Origin of the sequence: Paenibacillus barengoltzii NBRC 101215, from assembly GCF_004000745.1 — a bacterium.
Classification (GTDB): domain Bacteria; phylum Bacillota; class Bacilli; order Paenibacillales; family Paenibacillaceae; genus Fontibacillus; species Fontibacillus barengoltzii.
In genome coordinates this window covers 118,718-139,487 of sequence record NZ_BILV01000007.1, presented here as the reverse complement: position 1 = coordinate 139,487, position 20,770 = coordinate 118,718, and the positions used below count along the sequence as shown (strand labels likewise).

The 20,770-nt window shown below is 52.4% G+C and carries 15 protein-coding genes and 1 riboswitch; of the genes, 5 read left to right on the top strand and 10 right to left on the bottom strand.

Going from position 1 to position 20,770, the window contains the following annotated elements; all coding sequences use genetic code 11:
* The first annotated feature begins 107 nt into the window (after positions 1–107).
* Both PBA01S_RS03165 and kimA read left to right on the top strand, forming a co-directional pair.
* A complete protein-coding gene (locus PBA01S_RS03165) occupies positions 108–1,223 on the top strand; it encodes a threonine aldolase family protein (RefSeq protein ID WP_028537460.1) in 1,116 nt (371 codons plus the stop codon).
* Positions 1,224–1,463: 240 nt separating this feature from the next.
* A riboswitch (cyclic di-AMP (ydaO/yuaA leader) is annotated at positions 1,464–1,641 on the top strand.
* Positions 1,642–1,800: 159 nt separating this feature from the next.
* Positions 1,801–3,618: a potassium transporter KimA gene (gene kimA, locus PBA01S_RS03155; RefSeq protein WP_028537462.1), complete on the top strand. Its 1,818-nt coding sequence runs from the start codon at positions 1,801–1,803 to the stop codon at positions 3,616–3,618.
* Between the two features lie 48 nt (positions 3,619–3,666).
* Here kimA and PBA01S_RS03150 read toward each other — a convergent pair whose 3' ends face one another.
* Together PBA01S_RS03150 and PBA01S_RS03145 are read right to left on the bottom strand one after the other, a co-directional pair.
* On the bottom strand, positions 3,667–5,634 hold the full coding sequence (locus tag PBA01S_RS03150) for a fructose-specific PTS transporter subunit EIIC (protein ID WP_009223826.1): 1,968 nt from the start codon (positions 5,632–5,634) through the stop codon (positions 3,667–3,669).
* A 118-nt stretch (positions 5,635–5,752) separates the two neighbouring features.
* Positions 5,753–7,705, bottom strand: coding sequence for a BglG family transcription antiterminator (locus PBA01S_RS03145; protein WP_127575311.1), 1,953 nt, complete (start codon positions 7,703–7,705; stop codon positions 5,753–5,755).
* Positions 7,706–7,847: 142 nt separating this feature from the next.
* Between PBA01S_RS03145 and tgl the strand changes: the two genes are divergently transcribed.
* Positions 7,848–8,666 (top strand): spore coat transglutaminase TGL, encoded by an 819-nt coding sequence (gene tgl, locus PBA01S_RS03140; RefSeq protein ID WP_127575310.1) that lies wholly within the window; start codon positions 7,848–7,850, stop codon positions 8,664–8,666.
* 48 nt (positions 8,667–8,714) lie between these two features.
* Here tgl and PBA01S_RS03135 read toward each other — a convergent pair whose 3' ends face one another.
* A complete protein-coding gene (locus PBA01S_RS03135) occupies positions 8,715–9,095 on the bottom strand; it encodes a hypothetical protein (RefSeq protein WP_051416785.1) in 381 nt (126 codons plus the stop codon).
* 191 nt (positions 9,096–9,286) lie between these two features.
* On the opposite strand from PBA01S_RS03135, the gene PBA01S_RS03130 reads away from it, so the two are divergent.
* Both PBA01S_RS03130 and PBA01S_RS03125 read left to right on the top strand, forming a co-directional pair.
* Entirely contained in the window at positions 9,287–9,742 is a 456-nt protein-coding gene (locus PBA01S_RS03130) for a VOC family protein (protein ID WP_127575309.1), read from the top strand.
* A 92-nt stretch (positions 9,743–9,834) separates the two neighbouring features.
* The gene (locus PBA01S_RS03125; RefSeq protein WP_028537465.1) at positions 9,835–10,536 is read left to right on the top strand and encodes an SDR family NAD(P)-dependent oxidoreductase; all 702 of its coding nucleotides are present in this window, start codon (positions 9,835–9,837) and stop codon (positions 10,534–10,536) included.
* A 65-nt stretch (positions 10,537–10,601) separates the two neighbouring features.
* Here PBA01S_RS03125 and PBA01S_RS03120 read toward each other — a convergent pair whose 3' ends face one another.
* The 7 genes from PBA01S_RS03120 to PBA01S_RS03090 all read right to left on the bottom strand — a co-directional run bounded on the left by PBA01S_RS03120 (position 10,602) and on the right by PBA01S_RS03090 (position 20,612).
* A complete protein-coding gene (locus tag PBA01S_RS03120) occupies positions 10,602–11,684 on the bottom strand; it encodes a Gfo/Idh/MocA family protein (RefSeq protein WP_127575308.1) in 1,083 nt (360 codons plus the stop codon).
* A 21-nt stretch (positions 11,685–11,705) separates the two neighbouring features.
* On the bottom strand, positions 11,706–12,857 hold the full coding sequence (locus PBA01S_RS03115) for a Gfo/Idh/MocA family protein (protein WP_009223832.1): 1,152 nt from the start codon (positions 12,855–12,857) through the stop codon (positions 11,706–11,708).
* Positions 12,858–12,933: 76 nt separating this feature from the next.
* Positions 12,934–14,559, bottom strand: a complete 1,626-nt coding sequence (locus tag PBA01S_RS03110) for an extracellular solute-binding protein (protein ID WP_009223833.1) — start codon at positions 14,557–14,559, stop codon at positions 12,934–12,936.
* Between the two features lie 100 nt (positions 14,560–14,659).
* Positions 14,660–15,532 carry a carbohydrate ABC transporter permease gene (locus PBA01S_RS03105; protein ID WP_009223834.1) on the bottom strand — a complete coding sequence of 291 codons (873 nt, stop codon included), beginning with the start codon at positions 15,530–15,532 and terminating at the stop codon, positions 14,660–14,662.
* A 17-nt stretch (positions 15,533–15,549) separates the two neighbouring features.
* A complete protein-coding gene (locus PBA01S_RS03100) occupies positions 15,550–16,497 on the bottom strand; it encodes an ABC transporter permease (RefSeq protein WP_127575307.1) in 948 nt (315 codons plus the stop codon).
* Between the two features lie 253 nt (positions 16,498–16,750).
* Positions 16,751–18,358, bottom strand: coding sequence for an extracellular solute-binding protein (locus PBA01S_RS03095; RefSeq protein WP_028537470.1), 1,608 nt, complete (start codon positions 18,356–18,358; stop codon positions 16,751–16,753).
* Between the two features lie 43 nt (positions 18,359–18,401).
* Positions 18,402–20,612, bottom strand: a complete 2,211-nt coding sequence (locus tag PBA01S_RS03090) for a helix-turn-helix domain-containing protein (protein ID WP_028537471.1) — start codon at positions 20,610–20,612, stop codon at positions 18,402–18,404.
* Positions 20,613–20,770 lie beyond the last annotated feature (158 nt).

Genomic DNA, 20,770 nt, shown 5'->3' with positions numbered 1-20,770 from the left:
GCCCCTCCGATCAATCTGGATCATCGTTTCCTGCTTCAAATGGCGTTATAATAAGCATGATCATACTGAAATTAGACAGACAGCGTGGGAGAGGAGCGGTGAGGAGCATGTATGGAAATGATGGAGTACTGGATAGGCGGACACTGAAGGCAGCCTTTGAACGGACAGTTTATCAAGTGGCGGGCCACGGAAAACGCAATGTAGAAGTGTTGAAGCAGGCCTTTGCCGAGATCAGCGGCGGGGTAGACAGTGACATGTACGGTTCAGGGCAAGCGCTGGAAGCTTTCGAAGCGAAAATGGCTGCAGTGCTTGGTAAGGAGTCTGCTGTATTTTTTCCGAGCGGTACAATGGCGCAGCAAATTGCCCTGCGGATATGGTGTGACCGCAAAGGGTCCAAACGTGTGGCCTATCATCCTTTATGCCATTTGGAGATTCATGAGGAGGACGGGTTGAAGGAGCTGCACGGGCTGGAGCCGATTCTCTTGGCGGATCCAGATCGGCTGATTGAGATGGAGGACGTTCGTCAGCTGCCAGAGGATGTCTCATGCCTGCTGTTGGAGCTGCCGCAGCGTGAAATCGGCGGTCAACTGCCGCCGTTCGAAGAGCTTGAAGCTATATCCACCTACTGCCGGGAGCGAGGCATCAAGCTGCATCTGGACGGAGCCCGACTGTTTGAAGTGTTGCCTTACTACGAAAAAACCGCCGCTGAGGTTTGCGCCCTGTTCGACAGCGTCTATATCTCGTTCTACAAAGGGATCGGCGGGATTGCCGGAGCCATATTGGCCGGGGATCCGGAGCTGACGAAGGAGTCGAAGGTATGGAAAAGGCGCCACGGCGGGGATCTTATCAGCTTGTATCCTTATTTTCTCAGTGCGGATTACTATTATGAGAAACGTGTCGGAAAGATGAAAAAGTATTATCAGCAAGCACAAGAGCTCTCCAGTCTGTTTAATCAATGTCATCGGATGAAGACCGTTCCGGAGATCCCGGTGTCGAACATGTTCCATGTGCATTCGGACGTTCCCAAGGAGCGATTGGAGTCCGTGCTGATTGAAGTCTATCGGGAAACCGGGGTTGGTTTCACCTCGTTCTTGAAAGAGAAAGCGGATGGGGGAAGTGCCTTTGAAATCAGCATCGGAGACCGCTACAGTGAGGTGCCGAAAGATCGGCTGCAGCTAGCGTTCGAGCTGCTGGATAAGAAGTTGAAGGGACTTTCGCTTTAAACTTGGATTTGTTTGAGATGCAGAGCACCGTAGGATGCGATTTGATGTCGTTCCTTACGGTGTTTTTTTGCATATATGCTTCGATAATTCAAGCCTGCTCGCAATAATGAATGCAAGAGAGTGATGTATGCGCTTCCTCGAACAAGGCCGATCTCTTTTCTCGGCGAATTTGCCTTTCCCTCTTCTTTACACTTCTTCAGACGGGGAGTATGATTCATCCGTAACAAAAATTGATATGACAAAACCTGATCGCTGAGTTCTTTCTCATGCAGAAAGAAACGGGGGAACCAATGAAACTCGCCCAATGAGGCGGTTTCCGGGGTGAATCGCTTGATTTGGCCAGTAAGCCAAACCGGCGTAGGGCTGCTTTCGTGCCCGAATCCGTCAGCTAACTCCGTAAGCGTCCGAAAGAGGGAATTGTCGCGGTGACGCTTGAGATTTTTTTCAAAGCGGCTGCGGGAAGGTCCAGCTTTCCTGCGGCCTTTTTGCGTTGTTCGCTGCATGCATGAGAGCCCTATAGGAGTAAGAATGGATCAGGATCGAAGGTTTATTTTGCGAATGAAAAGAGGATCTCATCATGGGAAGCAAACTGAAACGGATATTGATTGGCAGACCGATGAAAAGCACTGAAATTGAAGGAGAAAAGCTTAGCAAACTTAAAGCGCTGGCCGTGTTGTCGTCGGACGCATTGTCCTCCGTGGCATACGGGACCGAGCAGATTCTGATCGTCCTGATGGCGGCGGGATTTTCCGCTCTCTGGTATTCGATTCCGATCTCATTTGCGGTACTTGGGCTTTTGTTGATTCTGATTCTGTCGTATCGCCAAACGATTTTCTCCTATCCGACTGGAGGCGGCGCTTATATCGTGGCGATGGATAACCTAGGGCGTTCAACCGGACTACTGGCCGGCGGATCGCTGCTTGTCGACTATATTTTAACGGTGGCTGTAAGCTCGTCAGCCGGTACGGATGCCATCACATCGGCTTTCCCGATGCTGCATGATCAACGGGTATTGATCGCCCTGTTGATGATTACGCTGTTGACGATGATGAACCTGCGTGGAGTTACAGAATCGGCCTCGATGTTGGCGGTTCCGGTATACTTGTTCGTGGCCTCCATCTTTGTCCTGATTGTGTCGGGACTTTACAAGTATTGGACTGGCGGGATTCATGCCAGTGTGCCGGAGTTTGGGACGGCCGTATCCAATGTCAGCTTGTTCCTGCTGCTTAAGGCGTTCAGTTCGGGATGCTCGGCCTTAACTGGGGTTGAGGCGGTGTCCAACGCTATTCCGAACTTTAAGCCACCGGCAGAACGGAATGCCGCAGCCACGCTGGTGATGATGGGGGTTATTCTCTGTACCATGTTTATTGGGATTAGTACGCTGGCTTATTGGTACGGCATTGCTCCAGATCCGAAGGCCACCGTGATTTCTCAAATCGCTGAATCGACCTTTGGGAGAGGGAGCTTGTACTACTTGATCCAAGGTATTACGGCGTTAATCTTGTTTTTGGCCGCCAATACGGCTTATTCGGCCTTCCCGCTGCTGGCGTTTATGCTCGCCAAGGACAAATACATGCCGCATGCGTTTATGGTGCGCGGTGACCGGCTTGGCTTTTCAAACGGAATTATCTTCCTGGGCGTAACCTCGGCGCTGCTGGTTCTTGGATTCCACGGCGACACGGAAAGCCTGATTCCGCTCTATGCGGTTGGGGTATTTATTCCGTTCACCTTGTCCCAGCTGGGGATGATGGTGCGCTGGATCAAGCGCAAGCCGCAAGGTTGGGTGTTCCGGTTTACGATTAACACGATTGGCATGCTGACGACGCTGGGCATTACGCTCATCTTCATTATCACGAAGTTTTCACATGTCTGGTTCGTATTTATCTTCTTGCCGCTCGTGATGTTTATTTTCTACCAGATCCATCGACATTATATCAATATCGCCGACCAGCTTCGGATTGACATCGATAAAGACAAACCTTGCATAAAGGGCAGCACGATCGTCGTGCCGGTGGCGGGCGTTACCCGTGTCGTGATGAACTCGTTAAGCTACGCCAAATCGCTGACGGATAACGTTGTTGCGGTGTATGTCGGATTTGATGATGAGGACATCGAACGGATGGAGAAGAAGTGGGAGGAATGGAATCCGGGGGTTCGGCTCATTACGCTGCGCTCCAGCTTCCGCAGCATTATCCGGCCGCTGATGAAGTTCATTGATACCGTGGAATGGAAAACGGCGGAGACCGATCACATTACCGTCCTGATTCCTCAGTTTATTCCTCGGCACTGGTGGCAGAATATTTTGCATAATCAGTCGAGCTTGTTGCTTAGAGCTTATTTGTTTAACAAGAAAGATATCGTCATTGCGACTGTACCTTATCATTTGCAAAAATAAGCAAATTCCCCCGAAGCCGTCGCAACGGCTCGGGGGACCTTAGTTTAATTATTGAATTTGATCCAGCAGCTGATAAGCTTCCTGTTTGGTTTTCACCTGCAGCAGCTGTTCGCGGAATGCGTCATCCATCAGCTTGCGGGACAGCATTTGCAGAATTTTTAAATGCTCATTGCCTTTGTTTTCGGCAGGGACAGCGATCATAAAGATCAACTTAGCGGGCGTTCCGTCCGCGCTGCTCCAATCCACGCCTTCCGGCTTGATCCCGAATACGACTCTTGGCTTCAGCACCGCCACCGACTTCCCGTGCGGTACGGCGACGTTCATGCCGATGCCGGTAGAGCTTTCTTGCTCGCGCTTCAGAATCGCCTGCTTGAACTCAGCAGAGGAGGTCAGCACACCTTCAGCGTTCAGCTTTGCAATCATTTCGTCGATGATCCCGTCCCGTGTTGACGCGGACAGGGAAGGCTCAATCAGATCCAAACTGATGATATCCGTCAGCTTGCGAACTGTGCTTTGAGCTTCGGCAGCCGGCACGCTTACCGGGCGGACGTTCTCCGCACGTGGCGTTTCCATGGCTGGAGCCGCCTCGTCCGCAGCGCTCGCTTCGGCGAGCTGAGGCTCGACCTGTTCTTTCTTCAGCAATTTGATCATTAAGGCCGTAACGATGGAACCCGCGATGACGGCCACGAAGAACATGAGGACATTGTCAACGGCGCCAAGTACGGCAACGATTGGACCGCCGTGAGCTACGCGGTCGCCGACGCCGCCCAGCATGGCGATGACGGAACCTGTCATCGAGCCGACCATGATGCTGGGAATAACGCGCAGTGGGTCTTGCGATGCGAACGGAATCGCACCTTCGGTGATCCCGAACAAGCCCATCGTAAAGGCGGCTTTGCCGGATTCCCGTTCGGCATTATGGAACTTGCGTTTGAACAAGAACGTTGCCAGGCCCAGACCGATCGGCGGAATACAGATCGCAACGGCGATCGGACCCATGATTTGATAGTTCCCCTCCGCGATCATCGCGGAGCCGAACATGAACGCTACCTTGTTAACCGGACCGCCCATGTCGAAGGAGATCATGGCGCCCAGAATCAAGGCCAGCAGAATCGAGCTGGCTCCTTGCATGCTGGCAAGCCAGTTGGTCAGCCATTCAAACACTTGGGCGATCGGGCCGCCAAGCAGGTAAATGAAGGCGAGACCTACGATCAGCGAAGAGAGAACCGGGATGATGATGATTGGCATGATTGGATTGATCGCTTTCGGCACCTTCCACTTCTTGATCCAAAGTGCAACGTAACCCGCCAGGAAACCGGCGATGATCCCGCCGATGAAGCCGGCACCGGCTTCACTTCCGTAGAAGCTGCCATTGGCGGCGATGTAACCGCCGATGATCCCGGGAGCGAGACCCGGCCGGTCGGCGATACTAAACGCGATGAACCCGGCTAGCACCGGTACCATAAACGTAAAGGACGCAGATCCCAGCTTCTCGATGGTTTTCCAGAACGAGTCTTCTGGAATTTGCAGGCCGCCCGGAGTAGGTACGCCGCCGATCGAGAGAGCGATGGCGATCAAGAGACCGCCCACGACGATAAACGGAATCATATACGAGACACCGCTCATCAGGTGGCGATAAAAGGCGTTTTGCTGCTTGGCGCCGGTCTGTTTGGCCGGCGTACCTTCATTGTTATCCTGTCCTTGGTATACCGGCACTTCTCCGCGAATCATCTGTTGGATCAGCGCCTCGGGGTTCCGTATGCCTTCCTGCACACCAACAACGAGCAGCTTCTTGCCGACGAACCGGCGTTTGTCTACCGTTTTGTCGGCCGCGATGATGATGCCGTCCGCTTGGCGGATATCTTCCTCCGTGAATTCGTTTTCCACTCCGATCGAGCCTTGGGTCTCGACCTTCATGGCAATACCTAGCTTGTCGGCGGCTTTTTGCAGATTTTCCGCCGCCATGTACGTATGGGCAATCCCGTTGGGACATGAGGTAATCGCCAGTAGTTTCATGGATGTTTCCTCCTGTAATCAAAGATCGAAATCGTTTACATGACTCATCTTATCGCAAAAGGAACGGCGGAAAAGAACTTTATATTACCGGAAGTTGCGGAAAAACTGATTTTTTTCCCTATAAGCAATTGAGCAGCTCCTCGGGAGTCCGTGCCTGCACGAGCCGCTCAACGGTTGACGGCTGTTCGCTAAGCAGGGAGAGGCGCTGGAATAACTTTTTCGTCATCTCTTGCTCTTGCGGAGCCAGCGCCAGCATAAATACGACGGACACCTTCTCTTCTTGCCATTCCAACGGCTCTTCCAGGGTAGCAATCGCGATTCGCGAGGTGCGAATCAGCTTCGGCTCGCCGTGGGGGATTGCTATGCCGCCGCCGATAGTCGTGGACGAGAGCCGTTCCCGCAGCAACGCCTGATGCGCGTAATCCGGTTCGACGAACCCCTGCTTGGCGAGCTCGTTCCCTAACAGTTCGATCAGCTCAAACCGATGGCCGATGGTCAGGCGCGGGAAGATAAGTGAAGGCTGCGTGTACATGCCCAGAATCGAACCAGCGTGTTCGGTATGACCGGATGGTTGATCCAGCTTGCCGATGAAGTCGGTGATCTTCTGCGTTTCGCCGGCCTCTAGCAACGGAGATACCGTGATATAGGGGACGTTCACATTCTCCAAAGGAATCGTTGAGATGATAAAGTCAACCGAATGTTGAGCTAAATATCCCGTAAGATCAGCTTTCCGAACGGAATCCAATACATGCAGCTCAGGGAATTTGCGCTCCAGCTTGCTGCGCAAGATTTGGGACATGCCCACCCCCATATGGCAGACGGTCACGATTCGCTTCCTTGTCTCCGCAGGTTGGCTCAGTCTCTCTACTGAAGCCTGAAAATGCAGCGTCAAATATGCTACCTCCTCTTCAGGAATGGTGAAGGGGTACCCTTCGCTTAACTCTCTCGTCGCATAAATCACCATATCGAACATGTAAGGATACATTCGCTTGATATCCTGCAGCATCGGATTCGATACGGTAAGCCCATAACTTAACCGGTTCAACGTGGAATATAAATGAATGCGTAAGCCTTCCATCAAAGCCTCATCTTGGCCAAAATCGACCCAGGTTAAGGCAGACATCTTCCTTACAAGCGACTCCGCTAAACCGCGAGCTTCCGCCGTTTCCGCAGATGGGCCGGCTTCAGGCTCCGCCGTTTCGATCCGTGCCCGGGAGCGAATCTTCCCGCCCAGAATATGCGCGGTCAAATAAGCAACTTCATCCTCAGGGAAATGAACCGCGAAGAAGCGCTCTAGCTTCCGAATGAAGGCTCCGGTCCAGCGGAACTCCGGCTTCTCGCGGACAAACATTTTCTCCTGTTCAGAGAAGGAAATCGGCTGGTTCAGCTTCGTCCGACGAATCATGAGGAGTGTATGAATGAGCAAGTTGTCGAACGCTTCATCCGTAAAAGCAAGCTGGGCATCCAGCTCGAGCTGCTTAAGCTCGCAGGTCACGATATCAAGCTCATGGGGAGCAAACCGATCCTTGATGAAGGCTTGGCCTGCTTCGCCGGTGAGTTGGGACAGCTTGGACAACGCCGCGCGTTTATCCCGTTCTTTCCCTTCGAGCAGGACGCCGACCTTTTGCTTGGAAACGACGGTCAGGTCCCATTTGTCGAGCCAATCCCGCAAGGTATCCAAATCTTTTTTGATTACGGTCTTACTGGTGTAGTGCTTGTCGGCCAGCTCTTGAATTGTGACCGGCTTCGTCTCCATCAAGAGTTGGTAGGCCACAGCAATAAGCCGCTCCTCTTCCGTTTCCTGTTCCTTTGGCTTGCTGGACCTTGATCGGAGCAGTTCTGCGGTGAGTTGAGCCTTGTCCGACTCAGAAATATCCAAGGTCACTCCGTATCCAGGCTTGCGGACCACACGGCTAGTAGACGATTGAGCTAAATACTGATCGATTTCGTCCAGATCGTTACGTATCGTTTTCTCCGAGCACCCAAAGTGCACGGCGATATCCCGGATCACCAAGTGAGGCCGGGCATCGGTAAGCAGCATATGTAAAATGTCCTTCTGACGGTCGTTCATCGTTTCGCGTCACCCCCTTTATCTAAATGATGGGATTAGCATTTCTGGAACAGGTAGATTCGATACGGCCGGGCACCAATCCCCTCATCCGCACGTACACTAACCTAGATTCACCTGAATATTGACAAGGAGGGGAACAGGTTTGATCCTACTGCCGCCACAAGATAAGAGGGAACTTGCCCAAATGACGCTGCCTCCGCTTCAAAGGGAAATTGTGCAGGCGCAAGAACGAAGCCCGATACCCTATCGTTACGGTTCTTTAGATGAATTGCTGTTCGAATTGGCGCTCCGCAACTCGATCGTGGATTCGGCCTTGGCGCTGAATGGAAGTGGGGCTCAGTTTGCGGTCTACCGTAAATCCCGATGCAATGAGATGTACTGGAACCGTACGGAGGAAGGAGGGTTTCGGCTAAAAAATGGAGTAGCGCCGTCGGATGCCATCACCGACATTTACCGGAACGGTCCGCTTTATGGCTTCGAATGCTCGATGGCGATGATGATCGTGATGTACAAGGCCGTACTGGATCAAATCGGCAGCCGGGCGTTTAATACGTATTTTACCAACTTGTATCTTTACGATTGGCAGTATGACAGTGATCTGGGATTTCGTCAAGGAAGTTTAAGACTGGGGCCTTATCCCGGGGATATTCTCTATTTCAAAAATCCGGATCATAACCCTGAAACTCCGGAATGGCAAGGGGAGAACGTCATCATGCTCGGCGAAGACCGCTATTATGGCCATGGCATCGGCATCCGTTCTTCCGCTGGGATCATCGACGCGCTTAACCGAAGAAGAAAACCCGGCAGCCGGCGATCGGCGTACTTGATGGATTTGATCATTTATCCTAATTACGATCATATTCGTTCCTTACGCGGCGTGTATGCTCGGATCGGCAGCACCGTTTATCGTCGCCGCGGCTCTCAGAACGAAGCCTATCACCCGGATTCCAACCAAGCCTAAGAACAACAAAGCCTCCCGCATCTGGCAGGAGGCTTTGTTGCTTTAAGATTAGAAGAAGAACGGGAAGAAGAATCTTCTGAAGAAGAAGAACGGGTAAGGCCGGCGAATAAAGCGGCGGAAGCGGCGCGGATAGCCATATCCGTAACCAAAGCCTCCGTAGTAAGGATAACCGCCATAAGGGAACCCGAATGCGCGATCATCCATATCCCCAACCGGAACGAGCAGATAGACGTGGTCATCATCCATTCCATCGATGATCCCTTCATACATTCTGCCATCGGTGCCTTCCATTTGCATGAGGTGATGATGATATTTTTTACACATCTCCATCATCTGTTTCTTGTGATCGTATCCCATCGGCTCTTGGCTCATCGGGCTTACTTGGCTTGGTGTACCGCCGTAAGGTGAATACATACTTGGCATTTCCATCCATTCCTCCTTTGTTCTTGCTGCAGTATATTCACGGAGATGGGCATTTGTGCCGATGGTTCGTGTCCTTCATTTTGCGAGTGATCTGCTTTGTACCGGAATGCGTGCGAATATGCTAAGATGGGGATGCATTGAGCGATGGCCTCATCACAATCATTTATTATGAAAAAAAGAAAGAGGAGCGACCGCACATGGACAAACAACCGTTAGGCAGCAAGGTGATTACGCAAATCGGAATTGTCGTTAGGGATATTGAAGCCGTTTCGCAAGCCTACGCGGATTTCCTGGGCGTGGAGAAGCCCGCTTGGTTTTGGACGGATGCGGTGGAAGTAGCGAAGACGGAATATCAAGGGGCACCGTCTCTGGCTCGCGCGAAACTGGCGTTTTTTGATTGCGGCCAGCTGCAGCTGGAGCTGATCGAACCGGATGAGCATCCCAGCACTTGGCGGGACTTCCTGGAGGAGAAAGGGGAAGGCATGCACCATATTGCTTTTGTGATCGACGGGATGAAGGAGAAGATTCAGCTGCTCGAAGGACGCGGGATGTCGCTGTCGCAAAAAGGGGAATACACCGGCGGACGATATGCGTATATGGACGCCACGCGGGACCTGAAGCTGTGGATCGAGCTGTTGGAGAATGACAAATAGGCGATAATCACGAAGATAGTTATATGTTGAGCAATGGTCGTAATTAGAAATGAAAACGGATTCATACTATCTCAAGGAGGCAAGGTTGGACGATGAAACTGATCGTAACAGGAGCGGGAAAGGGACTTGGCTTGGAGATCGTTGGGGAAGCGTTGCGACGCGGCCATGAGGTAGCGGCTGGCATACGCTCGCTGGAAACGAACGTAGATGCGTTGAAGGCGCGGCAGGAAGGAGCTCCAGGGAAGTTGACGCTGCTTGAGCTGGATGTGGACGAGGAAGATTCGATCGCCAAAGCCAAGGAGGCTATGGCTGACAGATGGGGAAAGTTGGACGCGCTGATTAATAACGCAGGGATCTTGCTGGCCCGGGACCAGTCGATCGAGCGATTGGAATTCGCTGCGGTGGAGAATACGTTCCGCACCAATCTGTACGGCCCGATGAAGATGGTGAAGCATTTCCTGCCGCTGCTGAAAGAGAGTGACCGCCCGTTTATTCTAAACGTATCCTCGGAGGCTGGATGCTTTGCCGGTGCTTACGGCGGCGACTATCCGTATGCGTTGTCCAAGGCGGCGTTGAACTATTTTACCGCTCAGTTGCGCAAGGAGCTGGTGCCGCAAGGGTTCGGCGTGTACGCGATGCATCCAGGCTGGATACGCACTCCGATGGGCGGCAGTCAGGCGCCCGGCGATCCACTGGATTCGGCGAAGGCGATCCTCGACTTGGCGGAAGGCAAACTGAAGGCGGATACCGACGCCGTGATGATCGGTATCGATGGGAAAGCGATGCCGCAGTAATATGGACGAACCAAGGGGCTGCCCACGTCATCGCAAATGACGAGTGGGTCAGCCCCTTCATTTTTCTAATCTGTTTCAATCCGAATCGCTTGCTTCTGCGCCTCGATACACAAAGCCGCAGCTTTAAAGGCATGCTCCTGTGTCATGGCAGTTTCCGTTCCGTTGAGGATATCCAAAATAAATGCGCCGAAATAAGGGTATCCCACTTTCCCGGAGCAGTCATAGTGGAATTCGCCTTCATGATTCACTAAATAGAGATGATTGCCGGAAGCTTCCCGGGCGATGTCGATGTATTTGCGAATTTCGATGTAGCCATCCGTCCCCAAGATGAGGGTGCGGCCGTCGCCCCACGTCCCCAAACCGTCGGGAGTCAGCCAATCCACCCGGAAGTAGAAGGTCGCCCCGTTATCCGCTACCAGCGTTGCATCGCCAAAGTCCTCAAATCGCGGGTATTCCTTGAACTTGTAGTTGGCCACCTTGCTATGCAGCACTTTCGCATCCTTAGCGCCTGCGTAATGCAGGAATTGCTCGATCTGATGGGACCCGATATCGCATAATATCCCGCCGTAACAGTCGGGGTCAAAGAACCATTCCGGCCGGGCCTTGGGATTAGCGCGATGCGGCCCTGTGCCAATGACCTGGACGACCCGCCCGATGGCGCCTTCCTCGATTAGCTGGCCGGCAAACACAGCGCTCTCAACATGCAGGCGTTCCCCGTAATAGATCCCCCATTTAAGACCGGTCTGTTCCGTTTTCCGTCGCGCCTGTTCGACCTGCTCCAACGTCGTAAACGCCGGTTTATCCGCAAAATAATGCTTGCCGTGCTCCATCGCCCGAAGCCCGAGTGCGCATCGTTCCGAAGGAATACAGGCTGCGGCGATCAACCGGATCTGCGGATCCTCCCAAATCTCCTCCTCGGACGCCGCTGCCTTCGCTTGCGGAAACGTATCGACAAACCGCTTCACCTTTTCCGGATCCGGGTCATACACCGCGGCGAGCTCCGCCCCGGCCTCGATCAACCCGTTGCACATTCCGTAGATATGCCCATGATCCAATCCGATCGCCGCAAAGCGAAATTCGCCTGTTCCAACTACCGGATTGAGTTTTCCTTTCGGCGCATAATTCATGCCATCTTGCTCCTTCGTCATGGCGTCTGCCCCTTTCGTGAATTAGCTGTTGCCCCCCGAGGTGATCGTATTGTCGCTGAAGTTTTCGATGCTGGTCTTCTTCTCGTAAAAATAAGTCGCGTTCTGCAATATCCCTTGCCGTGTATAAAAGGGACTATCCGGACCCAACGGCAGTTTCACCGTCTGGCCGGTACTTGCGGATTGGTAAATCGCCGTAATCAGCTCCAGCGTTCTGCGGCCTTGAATGCCATCCACCAGCACGGGTGTCCCATGCTCAATCGCATTCAGCACGTCTTGAATTTGGCCGCGATGACCTTCATACCGAAGCTCAGGTTGCTCATCGTAAGCCTGTTGAATCTTCGCTTCCAGCTCTACGTCCGGCTCAGGGAATCCGTTTGGCTTGGAAACAGAAGCCGCTACTTTCCACGGTGCAGACACACGCGCGTGCTTCCCCTGGAAAATTAACTGCTGCTCCTGGCCGTGATGCACAACGGAGCTGGTGAGCTGGGCCAGCGCCCCGTTGTCGTAGCGGGCGATGGCGATCGAGATGTCCTCCACCTCGGCATTGTCATGGGAGGTGTTGCTCATCACTGCAGTGACCTCCGCCGGCATGCCGTTCATCCATTGAAAAATATCGATATGGTGCACCGCATGGTTCAGCGTGCAGCCGCCGCCTTCCTTCTCCCAGGTGCCTCGCCACCACAGATCATAGTAACAGTGGCCTCTCCACCAATAAGAGTCGACTTGCGCGTGCACGATCGGCCCCATCAGCTTCGTGTCCAACACCTTCTTCAGCTTCATCATAGGGGTCGTGAACCGGTTCTGGGCCACGACGGATAATATTTTTCCGCTCTGCTCCGCGGCTTCGTTCATCCGATCGCATTCCTCCAGCGAGGAGGCCATCGGCTTCTCGACAATCACATGCTTGCCCGCGTTCAAAAAAGCGATCGCCGTCTCCGCGTGAGTATACGGCGGGGTGCACACGGAGACCAGGTCGATGTCGCTGCGCTGGAGCAATTCGGAATAGTTGGCATAGATGTCCGCATCCAACTGAAACTCCTCCGCCCTTTGCCGAGCTTTCTCCGGATAAATATCGCAGATCGCCACGATCCGGCACCGCTCCGGGAATTGCAAATACGCTTGAATATGGGCCGGGGATATCGCACCGGCTCCGATCACTGCTACATGGATCACTCGGGTTCCCTCCTTAGCTTGGATGTGAATCGGGCCTCTCCGAAGAACAACTCCGAAAGGCCCGATCCGTTATCTGTTACTTCTTGTAAAACTCGTCGTAAGCCGCCTGTTTCCCTTCCATGACAGCTTTGCCGCCCATGGCCATGTATTCCTCGACCTTCTGGTCATAGACCTTGTCGAATTGATCCGGTTTGGCCGTGACGATCTTCGCGAGCATTTCTTTTTCGAAATCCTCCAGAATTTTGGCATATTTGATCTCGGCATCCACCGCGATATCTACGCGAGGCAGGGTATACCCGTCATTCGTTCCGACTTGGATGCTCTTGACGGTGAAATCTTTGAAGTCGGGATCGAAGGCGTTGGCGGCAATGTTCTTGTTTGGATCCTCGGTGGAAATGTATTTGCCGTTCAGGATGATGCAGTAATCGTAATAGTTGTACAGCAGGTTCTGAGCTTCCGGCGTATTCAGCAGCACCGGCAGCCCGTCTTCGCTCATTTCGTACGAGACGCCTTCCTCGCCGTTTTGCAGCACGAGAATGTTGCTTGGGTCAGCCATCCAGTTCAAATATTTCACAGCCGCCTCTGCGTTTTTGCTTGTTGCCGGAACCATGATGTATGCGCCAATCGGGTCATACACCGGCTTTGGATGCTTCCCGTCCGGGGTAGAGAACGGATCGATCGCCTCCAGTACCGCGTCCGGATTGTTCGCTTTCAGGTTGGCATAGTACCCGTTATAAACCGGTTCATTGGTGTTTGGCGTGCCTGCCCCGGCAATGCTGTTCACAACCTGTTGGGCAAAAGCTTGGCTGAAGTCGTCGCTGAGCGCGAAGTCCGGATCGATCAGTCCTTCATTGTACATCTGGTTGAGCAGCCGGTAACCGTCCTTACTCCCCGGTTGCAGCCATCTCGGAACCGAGTACAGATCTCTATCCGTGATTTCATCCCATTTCCAGAAGGAATTGACCAACGGCATCATATGGAACACGTCGATGTAGCTGTAGGGGATGACCTTGCCACCCGTCTTGCCGGGATCCTTCTCTTTAAAGGCGCGCATGGCATTCACAAATTCCTCCGTCGTTTGCGGAAGCGGAAGGTTCAGTTGATCGAGCCAGTCCTTGCGAATGAAGGTCGTGCTTTGGGCTTGAATCACGCGCAGTGCCGGGATGACGTATTGCTTCCCGTCAAATACGCCGTAGGGCAGGGAAGGCTCCAGCACCTTCTTCAAATTGGGGCCGTATTGATCGATGAGCGGTCCCAGGTCGGTTAAGCCTCCGCTTTTTACATAGTTTTGCACGGTAGGCTTGCTGTACGTGAACACAATGTCCGGAGCAGAGCCTGAGGCCATCAGGACGTTCAGCTTATCGACCTCTTCGGCGCGCGGCACCGTCACGAATTCAACGTCGATGTTGTTCGGGTCGCCAAAGCTTTTCTGGATATACTGGGTCATGAAGTTATCCGTAATTGGCGGTTCCCCAGCCGGCGTATTGTTCCGGTCAAACAGCTCCACCTTTAAGGTAATGCGTTCCCCCTTCGGTGCGGATTCCTTGGCATTGTTCGTAGCTGTGGTGTTCCCGCCGCTGTCCTTTCCGTTTCCGCTGGATGAGCTGTTGCTTCCTCCGCCGCCGCAGCCCGCCAAAGCGAAGCTTGCGGCCATGACCAGCGCCACTAAGGCGAACATCGAGGAGCGAAATGGTTTGCGCATGGTGTTGCCTCCCTTTTGATTTGGTTTAAATATAGTGACCTTCGGTATCGAGACCGAAGAGCAGCTATCAACATCGGGCTGCTTCCCGCCAGGCTAGGGCCTATCCTTTAATGGCCCCCTGCAGCATGCCGGAAATGAAATATTTCTGCAGCCAGGGGTAGACCAGCAAAATCGGCACGGTAGCAAACATAATGCTGGCTGACTGAATGCCTTGGGGAATCGGCGTCGCGGCGTTAAAGCCTTCCTGCGCCGTGGCATCGTTCACCTGGCTGTTGATGACCATCTGATAAAGTTTGAGCTGGAGCGGGTACAAATTTTTATCGTTGATGTAAAACAAAGCGTCCTGAAACATGTTCCAACGGTCCACGGCCGAATAAAGCCCGATGGTCGCAAGGATCGGCAACTGAAGCGGCAGCACGACCTGGAGCAGAAAGCGGAAATGGCCGCAGCCATCCATCCAGGCTGAATCCTCCAGCTCATGAGGAACGCCGGAGAAGGAAGTTCTCATAATGATCAGCAGGAACGCATTAATCATCAGGGGCAAAATGAGCGACAGTGGCGAATTGAGCAGGCCCAGCTCTTTGATCAGCAAGTAATTGGGGATAATCCCCGGGTTAAAAAACATCGTGACGATGATGAGCCCAAACATCACGTTCCGGCCTCTGAAGTTTCTGCGGCTTAACGCATACGCGGCCATAATGGTCATCACCAAAGCGACCGCGGTATAGACGACGACCAGAATCACCGTCAGCAACAGGGACCGCATCATGGAGATGTCCCCGAATACGGCGGAATAGGAATGGAAGTTCCAGTCGACCGGCCACAGGAACACCTCCCCGGACATAATGGCCCGGTTGCCGCTGAAGGATAAGGCAAAGATATGGATCATCGGCACGACGCAAAACAAGGCAAATAAACCGATGACCACGATGACGATCGTATCGATCACTTTATCAACCGGATTCCGGATCACGTGAGCTCCCTCCTTGGCTAGAAGATGCCTTGCTGGTTTACTTTTCGGGATATGAGTTCGGCCGTGAGCAGCAGAATCAGCCCGATGACCGATTGGAACAATCCCACGGCGGTTGCCAGCGCGAATTGCGCTGATTGAATGCCCACCGTGTACACATAGGTGCTGATCACCTGAGCGACATCCATGACGTAGCCGTTCTGCAGGGCATACGGCTGCTCGAAGCTGATATCCGCCATATGGCCGATTTGGATAATAAACAGCACCACGATCGTGGGCTTAATCCCGGGAAGCGTAATATGCCAGATTCGTCGCAGCCGACTGGCCCCATCTACTTCGGCGGCTTCATACAGCTCTTTATTGATGCTTGTAAGCGCTGCTAAATAAAGGATCGTTCCCCAGCCCGCATAGTGCCAAACCCCGGCTCCTGTGTAGGTCAGAATCCAAAGCACCGTGTCCTCGAGGAACGGAATCGGCCGGCCGCCGAGGCTCTTGATCAACTCGTTGACACTGCCCGTATTGGTCGCGAGTAATTGAAGCACCATCCCGCCGACAATGACCCAGGAGATGAAGTGGGGCAAATACAGCAAGGTTTGGCTGACGCGTTTGTACCAATGAACCCGCAGCTCGTTCAGCATAATCGCCAGGATAATGGGAACCGGGAACGTTAGCAGAGAGAAGACGTTAAGCATCAACGTGTTGCGCAGCGCCTTGTAGAATTGCGGCATCGCAAAGATCTCGCGAAAGACGTCCCATCCGACCCACTCACTGGCCCAGATCCCTTGAAAAATGTTGTAGTCCTTGAAAGCAACCACGACGCCCGCCATTGGAATGTACTTAAATACGATAAAGAACGTCATCGGCAATAGCATGAGCAGATACAGTGGCCATTGCCGTTGGAAGGCAGCCATGCTGTTCCGCCGTTTGACGGGGAGCGGGGCACGGGACTGCCTGGTTTCCGTTTGCATCGGCATCCTCCTTTCGGGTGGTAAGTGCATGGCTTGGTTGCTGCTTACTATACAACAGGGGGAAGCGGGGGGAAATTCTCCTTTTTTGGGGGCTTCTTCTCTTTTTCTTGCGGGGGGTTTCACCTTTTTTATATGACTAACCTTAATTAATATCGGGGGCTGGAAGGAGGCGGATCGGCAAAAAAAATCATCCCAGAAAGGGAAGAACCCTCTCTGGGATGACTGGATTGCTCCCAATTCATGAGGGGGCGGCTTACGGTGCTCCGCCGTTGTGCTTCTGATAAGCCAGATGCTTCTCTTCACGAACCTGCTGTCCGCCGATAGATAAATACTCCGCAACTTCCTCGTCGTAAACGGCATCAAACGCTTCCGGAGACGCGGTAATGACCTTCACGAAAATTTCGTCGTTCTTCTCATTTAAAGCAGCGGCATATCGAATTTCGGAAGGCAAAATCGCATGAATGCGCGGGGTTTCGATCCCATCATTCATCCCGTATTCCACGCTCTTGCGCGTAAACTCTTCAAAGCGCTTGTTGTTCGCATTGGCTTTCAGATTTAAGCGTTCGTCCTGGCTGCTGACATATTTCCCATTTAAAATGATGCAGTAGTCAAAATAGTTAAATAACAAACGGTTGGCATCCTCGTTCTCCAGCGTCACCGGCACGCCGTCTTCCATCCGGTAGGTCACGCCTTCCACGCCGTTCTGCAGTGTAATAATATTCTCCGGCTGTGCCATCCAATTTAAATATTTCATCGCCGCTTCGGCGTTTTTGCTCGTTTTTGGAACCATGATGTACATGCCCGTATCTTCCAGTATCGGCTTCGTCTTCTTGCCGTTGGCGCTGGTGAAGGGATCGATTGGCGTTAGGATGGCATTGGGGTCATTCTTTAACAGTTCAGCCAGATATCCCATATAAACAGGCTCATTTGTATTGGGGGATGCGGCTCCAACGCGACCGTTCACCAGGTCTTTCTGAAATTGTTGGGCGAACCGGTCCAAATGGAATTCGGGATGAATCAACCCCTCGTGATACAGACGGTTCAGGAATCGGAACGCCTCCTTGTTCCCGGGCATCGTCCAACCCGGCTCAGCGTATAAGTCCTCCTCGGTGATCTGGTCCCAATCCCAAAACGAGTACTGCAGCGGGGCAGTATGGTAATAATCGATTTGACCGAAAGGATAGATGACCTCTCCGGTCTTCTGCAACCGATTCTTTTTAAACACTTGGAGCGCCCGGTAAAACTCCTCTGTCGTTTCCGGCAGGGAGAGTCCAGCTTCGCGGAGCCAATCCTCACGGATAAAGGTCGTGGTTCGGGCCGTCAGCACCCGCTTTGCAGGAATCGCAAACTGTGTTCCTTGCATACGTCCATAACTCAAAATCTCTTCCCCGAGGAGCTCCTTCAACCTGGATCCGTACTGGTCCAGCAGAGGCGATAAATCGGTCAATTTCCCTTGGGTGTAGAAATTGTAGACGGTCGGCAGATCATAGGTGAACACGATATCCGGCGCTTGATTAGCGGCCATTAACACCTGCAGCCGCCGGACCTCCTCCGCCCGAGGGATGGTGACAAATTCGATCTTAATCCGTTCCGGATTTCCGAAATGCTCCTGAATGTACTGCGTCATCCGATTATCGGTAATCGTGGGGGCGCCGATCGGTTTATTGCTCCGTTCGAACAGTTCAATACGAAGTGTTGTCCAGCTATCATGATTGGCTGTGAATTCGTCTGATTCCAAGTTTGGGAGAGGGCTGGCAGCCCAACCCAGCAGATTCGGATCCCCAAATCCGCTGCAGCCCGACAGGACGCCCAGAATAACGATGAGCGCCAGCTTTGATAACCACAACCTCAACAGGGGCATGGCGAACCCTCCTTCCTCGTTGGGAACACAGTTTTTATGTCTTTTACGTTGCGCGGTGCATATTGCGGTACTCTCCTGGCGGAATGTCCTGAAATTTCTTGAATGCGCGATAAAAGGAATTCACGTTCTGGTAACCGCTGTTGATCGCCACCGACTGGATCGAGTCCTCCGTTTCCAACAGGAGCTGCTTCGCTTGCTGCATCCGGACCTTCAAGACATAGTCCACAAATTTCTCCCCAATTTCCTCCTTGAAAATCACACTTAAGGCGCTGGGCTGCAGGTTCAAATAGTCGCTGACTTGAACCAGGGAGAGGCCGGGGTCGGCGAAATGCGCATCGATGTAATGCTTGGCCTGCATCGCCAAGCTATGATGTCTGCGGGCTTGCCGGTCTTCCTCCACGCAGGCTTCGAACTGATTCATGAGGCTCATGAACTGTTCTTGAAATTCTGCCAGCGTCTCCACCGTTTCAGCTAGATTAGCGAACCGCTCTTGATACTCGCTTTTCCAGCGCGATTGGATAGGGGGGGACATGGCCAATACGACCTGGTCCATCCGTTTAAGGAACGCCTGAGCGAACTCCACCATATCCCGCTTGCGGAATTGCATTTTACTGAGTTCGCCCAAGACTTGGGTTAGTTTCGCCCGCCATTCGCTATCATTCATACGGAAGGACTGGGCGGCATAATCCAATGCTTGTAGATACGCATATCGGTCCAGATTTAGAATGCCTGCGCTTCGCCGATTATCGATGATGGAATGAATACCTAGTACCGTCTTCAGCTCCACATTCTCCACCGCGTTCCGATAGGAATCAGCGAGGGTCTCAATCGAGGTTGAATCGGCTCCGATGCCGATCGTCAGCGTCAGCTCCAGATGCTGATGAATCCATTTTTTAAATTCCTCTGCATAGGTGATGGTCGCTTGGGTGCTGTGTGAATCGGCGGTGTGATGTACGACAAAGGCGATGCGATGCGGCTCCATCCAGGCATGCCAGACGAAGACATGATGGCTTTGGCCTAGATCGCGGAATGCGCTTTCAACAATGAACTTCAGCAAGTTCTGGTCTTTGACCTTGTACCTATCTGTAAACTCGGCATATCGGTCCAGTTCGGCTACCATCACGCCTAACCGGTCATAGGGAGCAGACAAATTAAACTCGGTCAGTCGCTGCTGGAATTCTTCATCCGTTAACACGAGATGACCCGCTAACAGATCATGAAACAATCGTTGTTGCCGCAACAAGCTGTCTTCCTTGTGCAGGTTCTCGTAATCCAGCGATCGCTTCAAGAGATGGTCCAGCGCCATTTCGATGAAGGTGAACTCATTGTTTGCCCCTTTAATGCCCAGCTCCTCACTTTTTCGGTTCGAGAATTGGCTGACCTTTTCCGTGATCGATTGGATCGGTTTGTAATGAATGTGAGTGATGATAGTAAATCCGATCAGCGCCAGCAAGATCAAGATGATCCAAATGACCATCCACGCGTTGGAGAAGAGGGACAACCAGTTGTAGCCCTGATCATGAACCCCCTCTGACACATAGGTCCAGCCGGTATAATCCGATTGAACTTGAATCGGGTTCATGGCCGTCACTTGATCCGGGGATGGCGAAGCAGCATCAATTAGTCTCACTCGATTGTAATCGCTTTCACCAAAGGAATTAAGGTATTCCATAAAAGAGCGCTGATATACGTTGACCACCAGTGCTCCGCGCATATCGTCTCCGGTATATACAAATTTCACCAGGGAGACCACCTGCTGGGCTTCCTCCTCATGCGGCGAGTAAGCGAATGAGCGTGGATTAAACCATCCTGCCGCTTCCTTTCTGCCGTAGTTGGCTGCCAGAAAGTCTGCATCCCCAAATGAACGGAGCGAATAGGACCCCAAATCCGAAATAATTCGTTGCTCGGCTTCATTGTAAATGTAAATGGTGTTGGCAAAAGGCAAAGTTAAGCTTAGGTCAATCAGCTTTTTCTGCAGTAAGAAGTCATCTAATGCATCTTGCGAGGTGTTGGCGAAGTAGTCCTGAATCTCGCTGTCCATGAGCAGCTTACTGACGACATTGCGCTCGATCAGCATGAGATTCGCATCCGCGTGAAAGACGATCCGATCAAGGATCGCTTTGTTGGTTTCCAAGTATTTTCGCTCGGAAGCATTGTTGAGGGCTAAGAAAATCACGAAGATCATGGAAGAAATGATCACGAAGAAGATCGGAGCATAGGAAAGAATCGTACGGTAATACCAGTTCATTCGCATAACCAACTCTCCCAAACCGTTTCGTTTATTATAAGAGATCCCATTCCTGTTGTTAATTCACAATTTATTTCAAATTCTCATTTTTTTATTTGTTGCAGGAGCGTAAAGCTTACCATCTTGACTTAAGATCTTTTGCTCTGGGAGGGAAGGATGGAGTA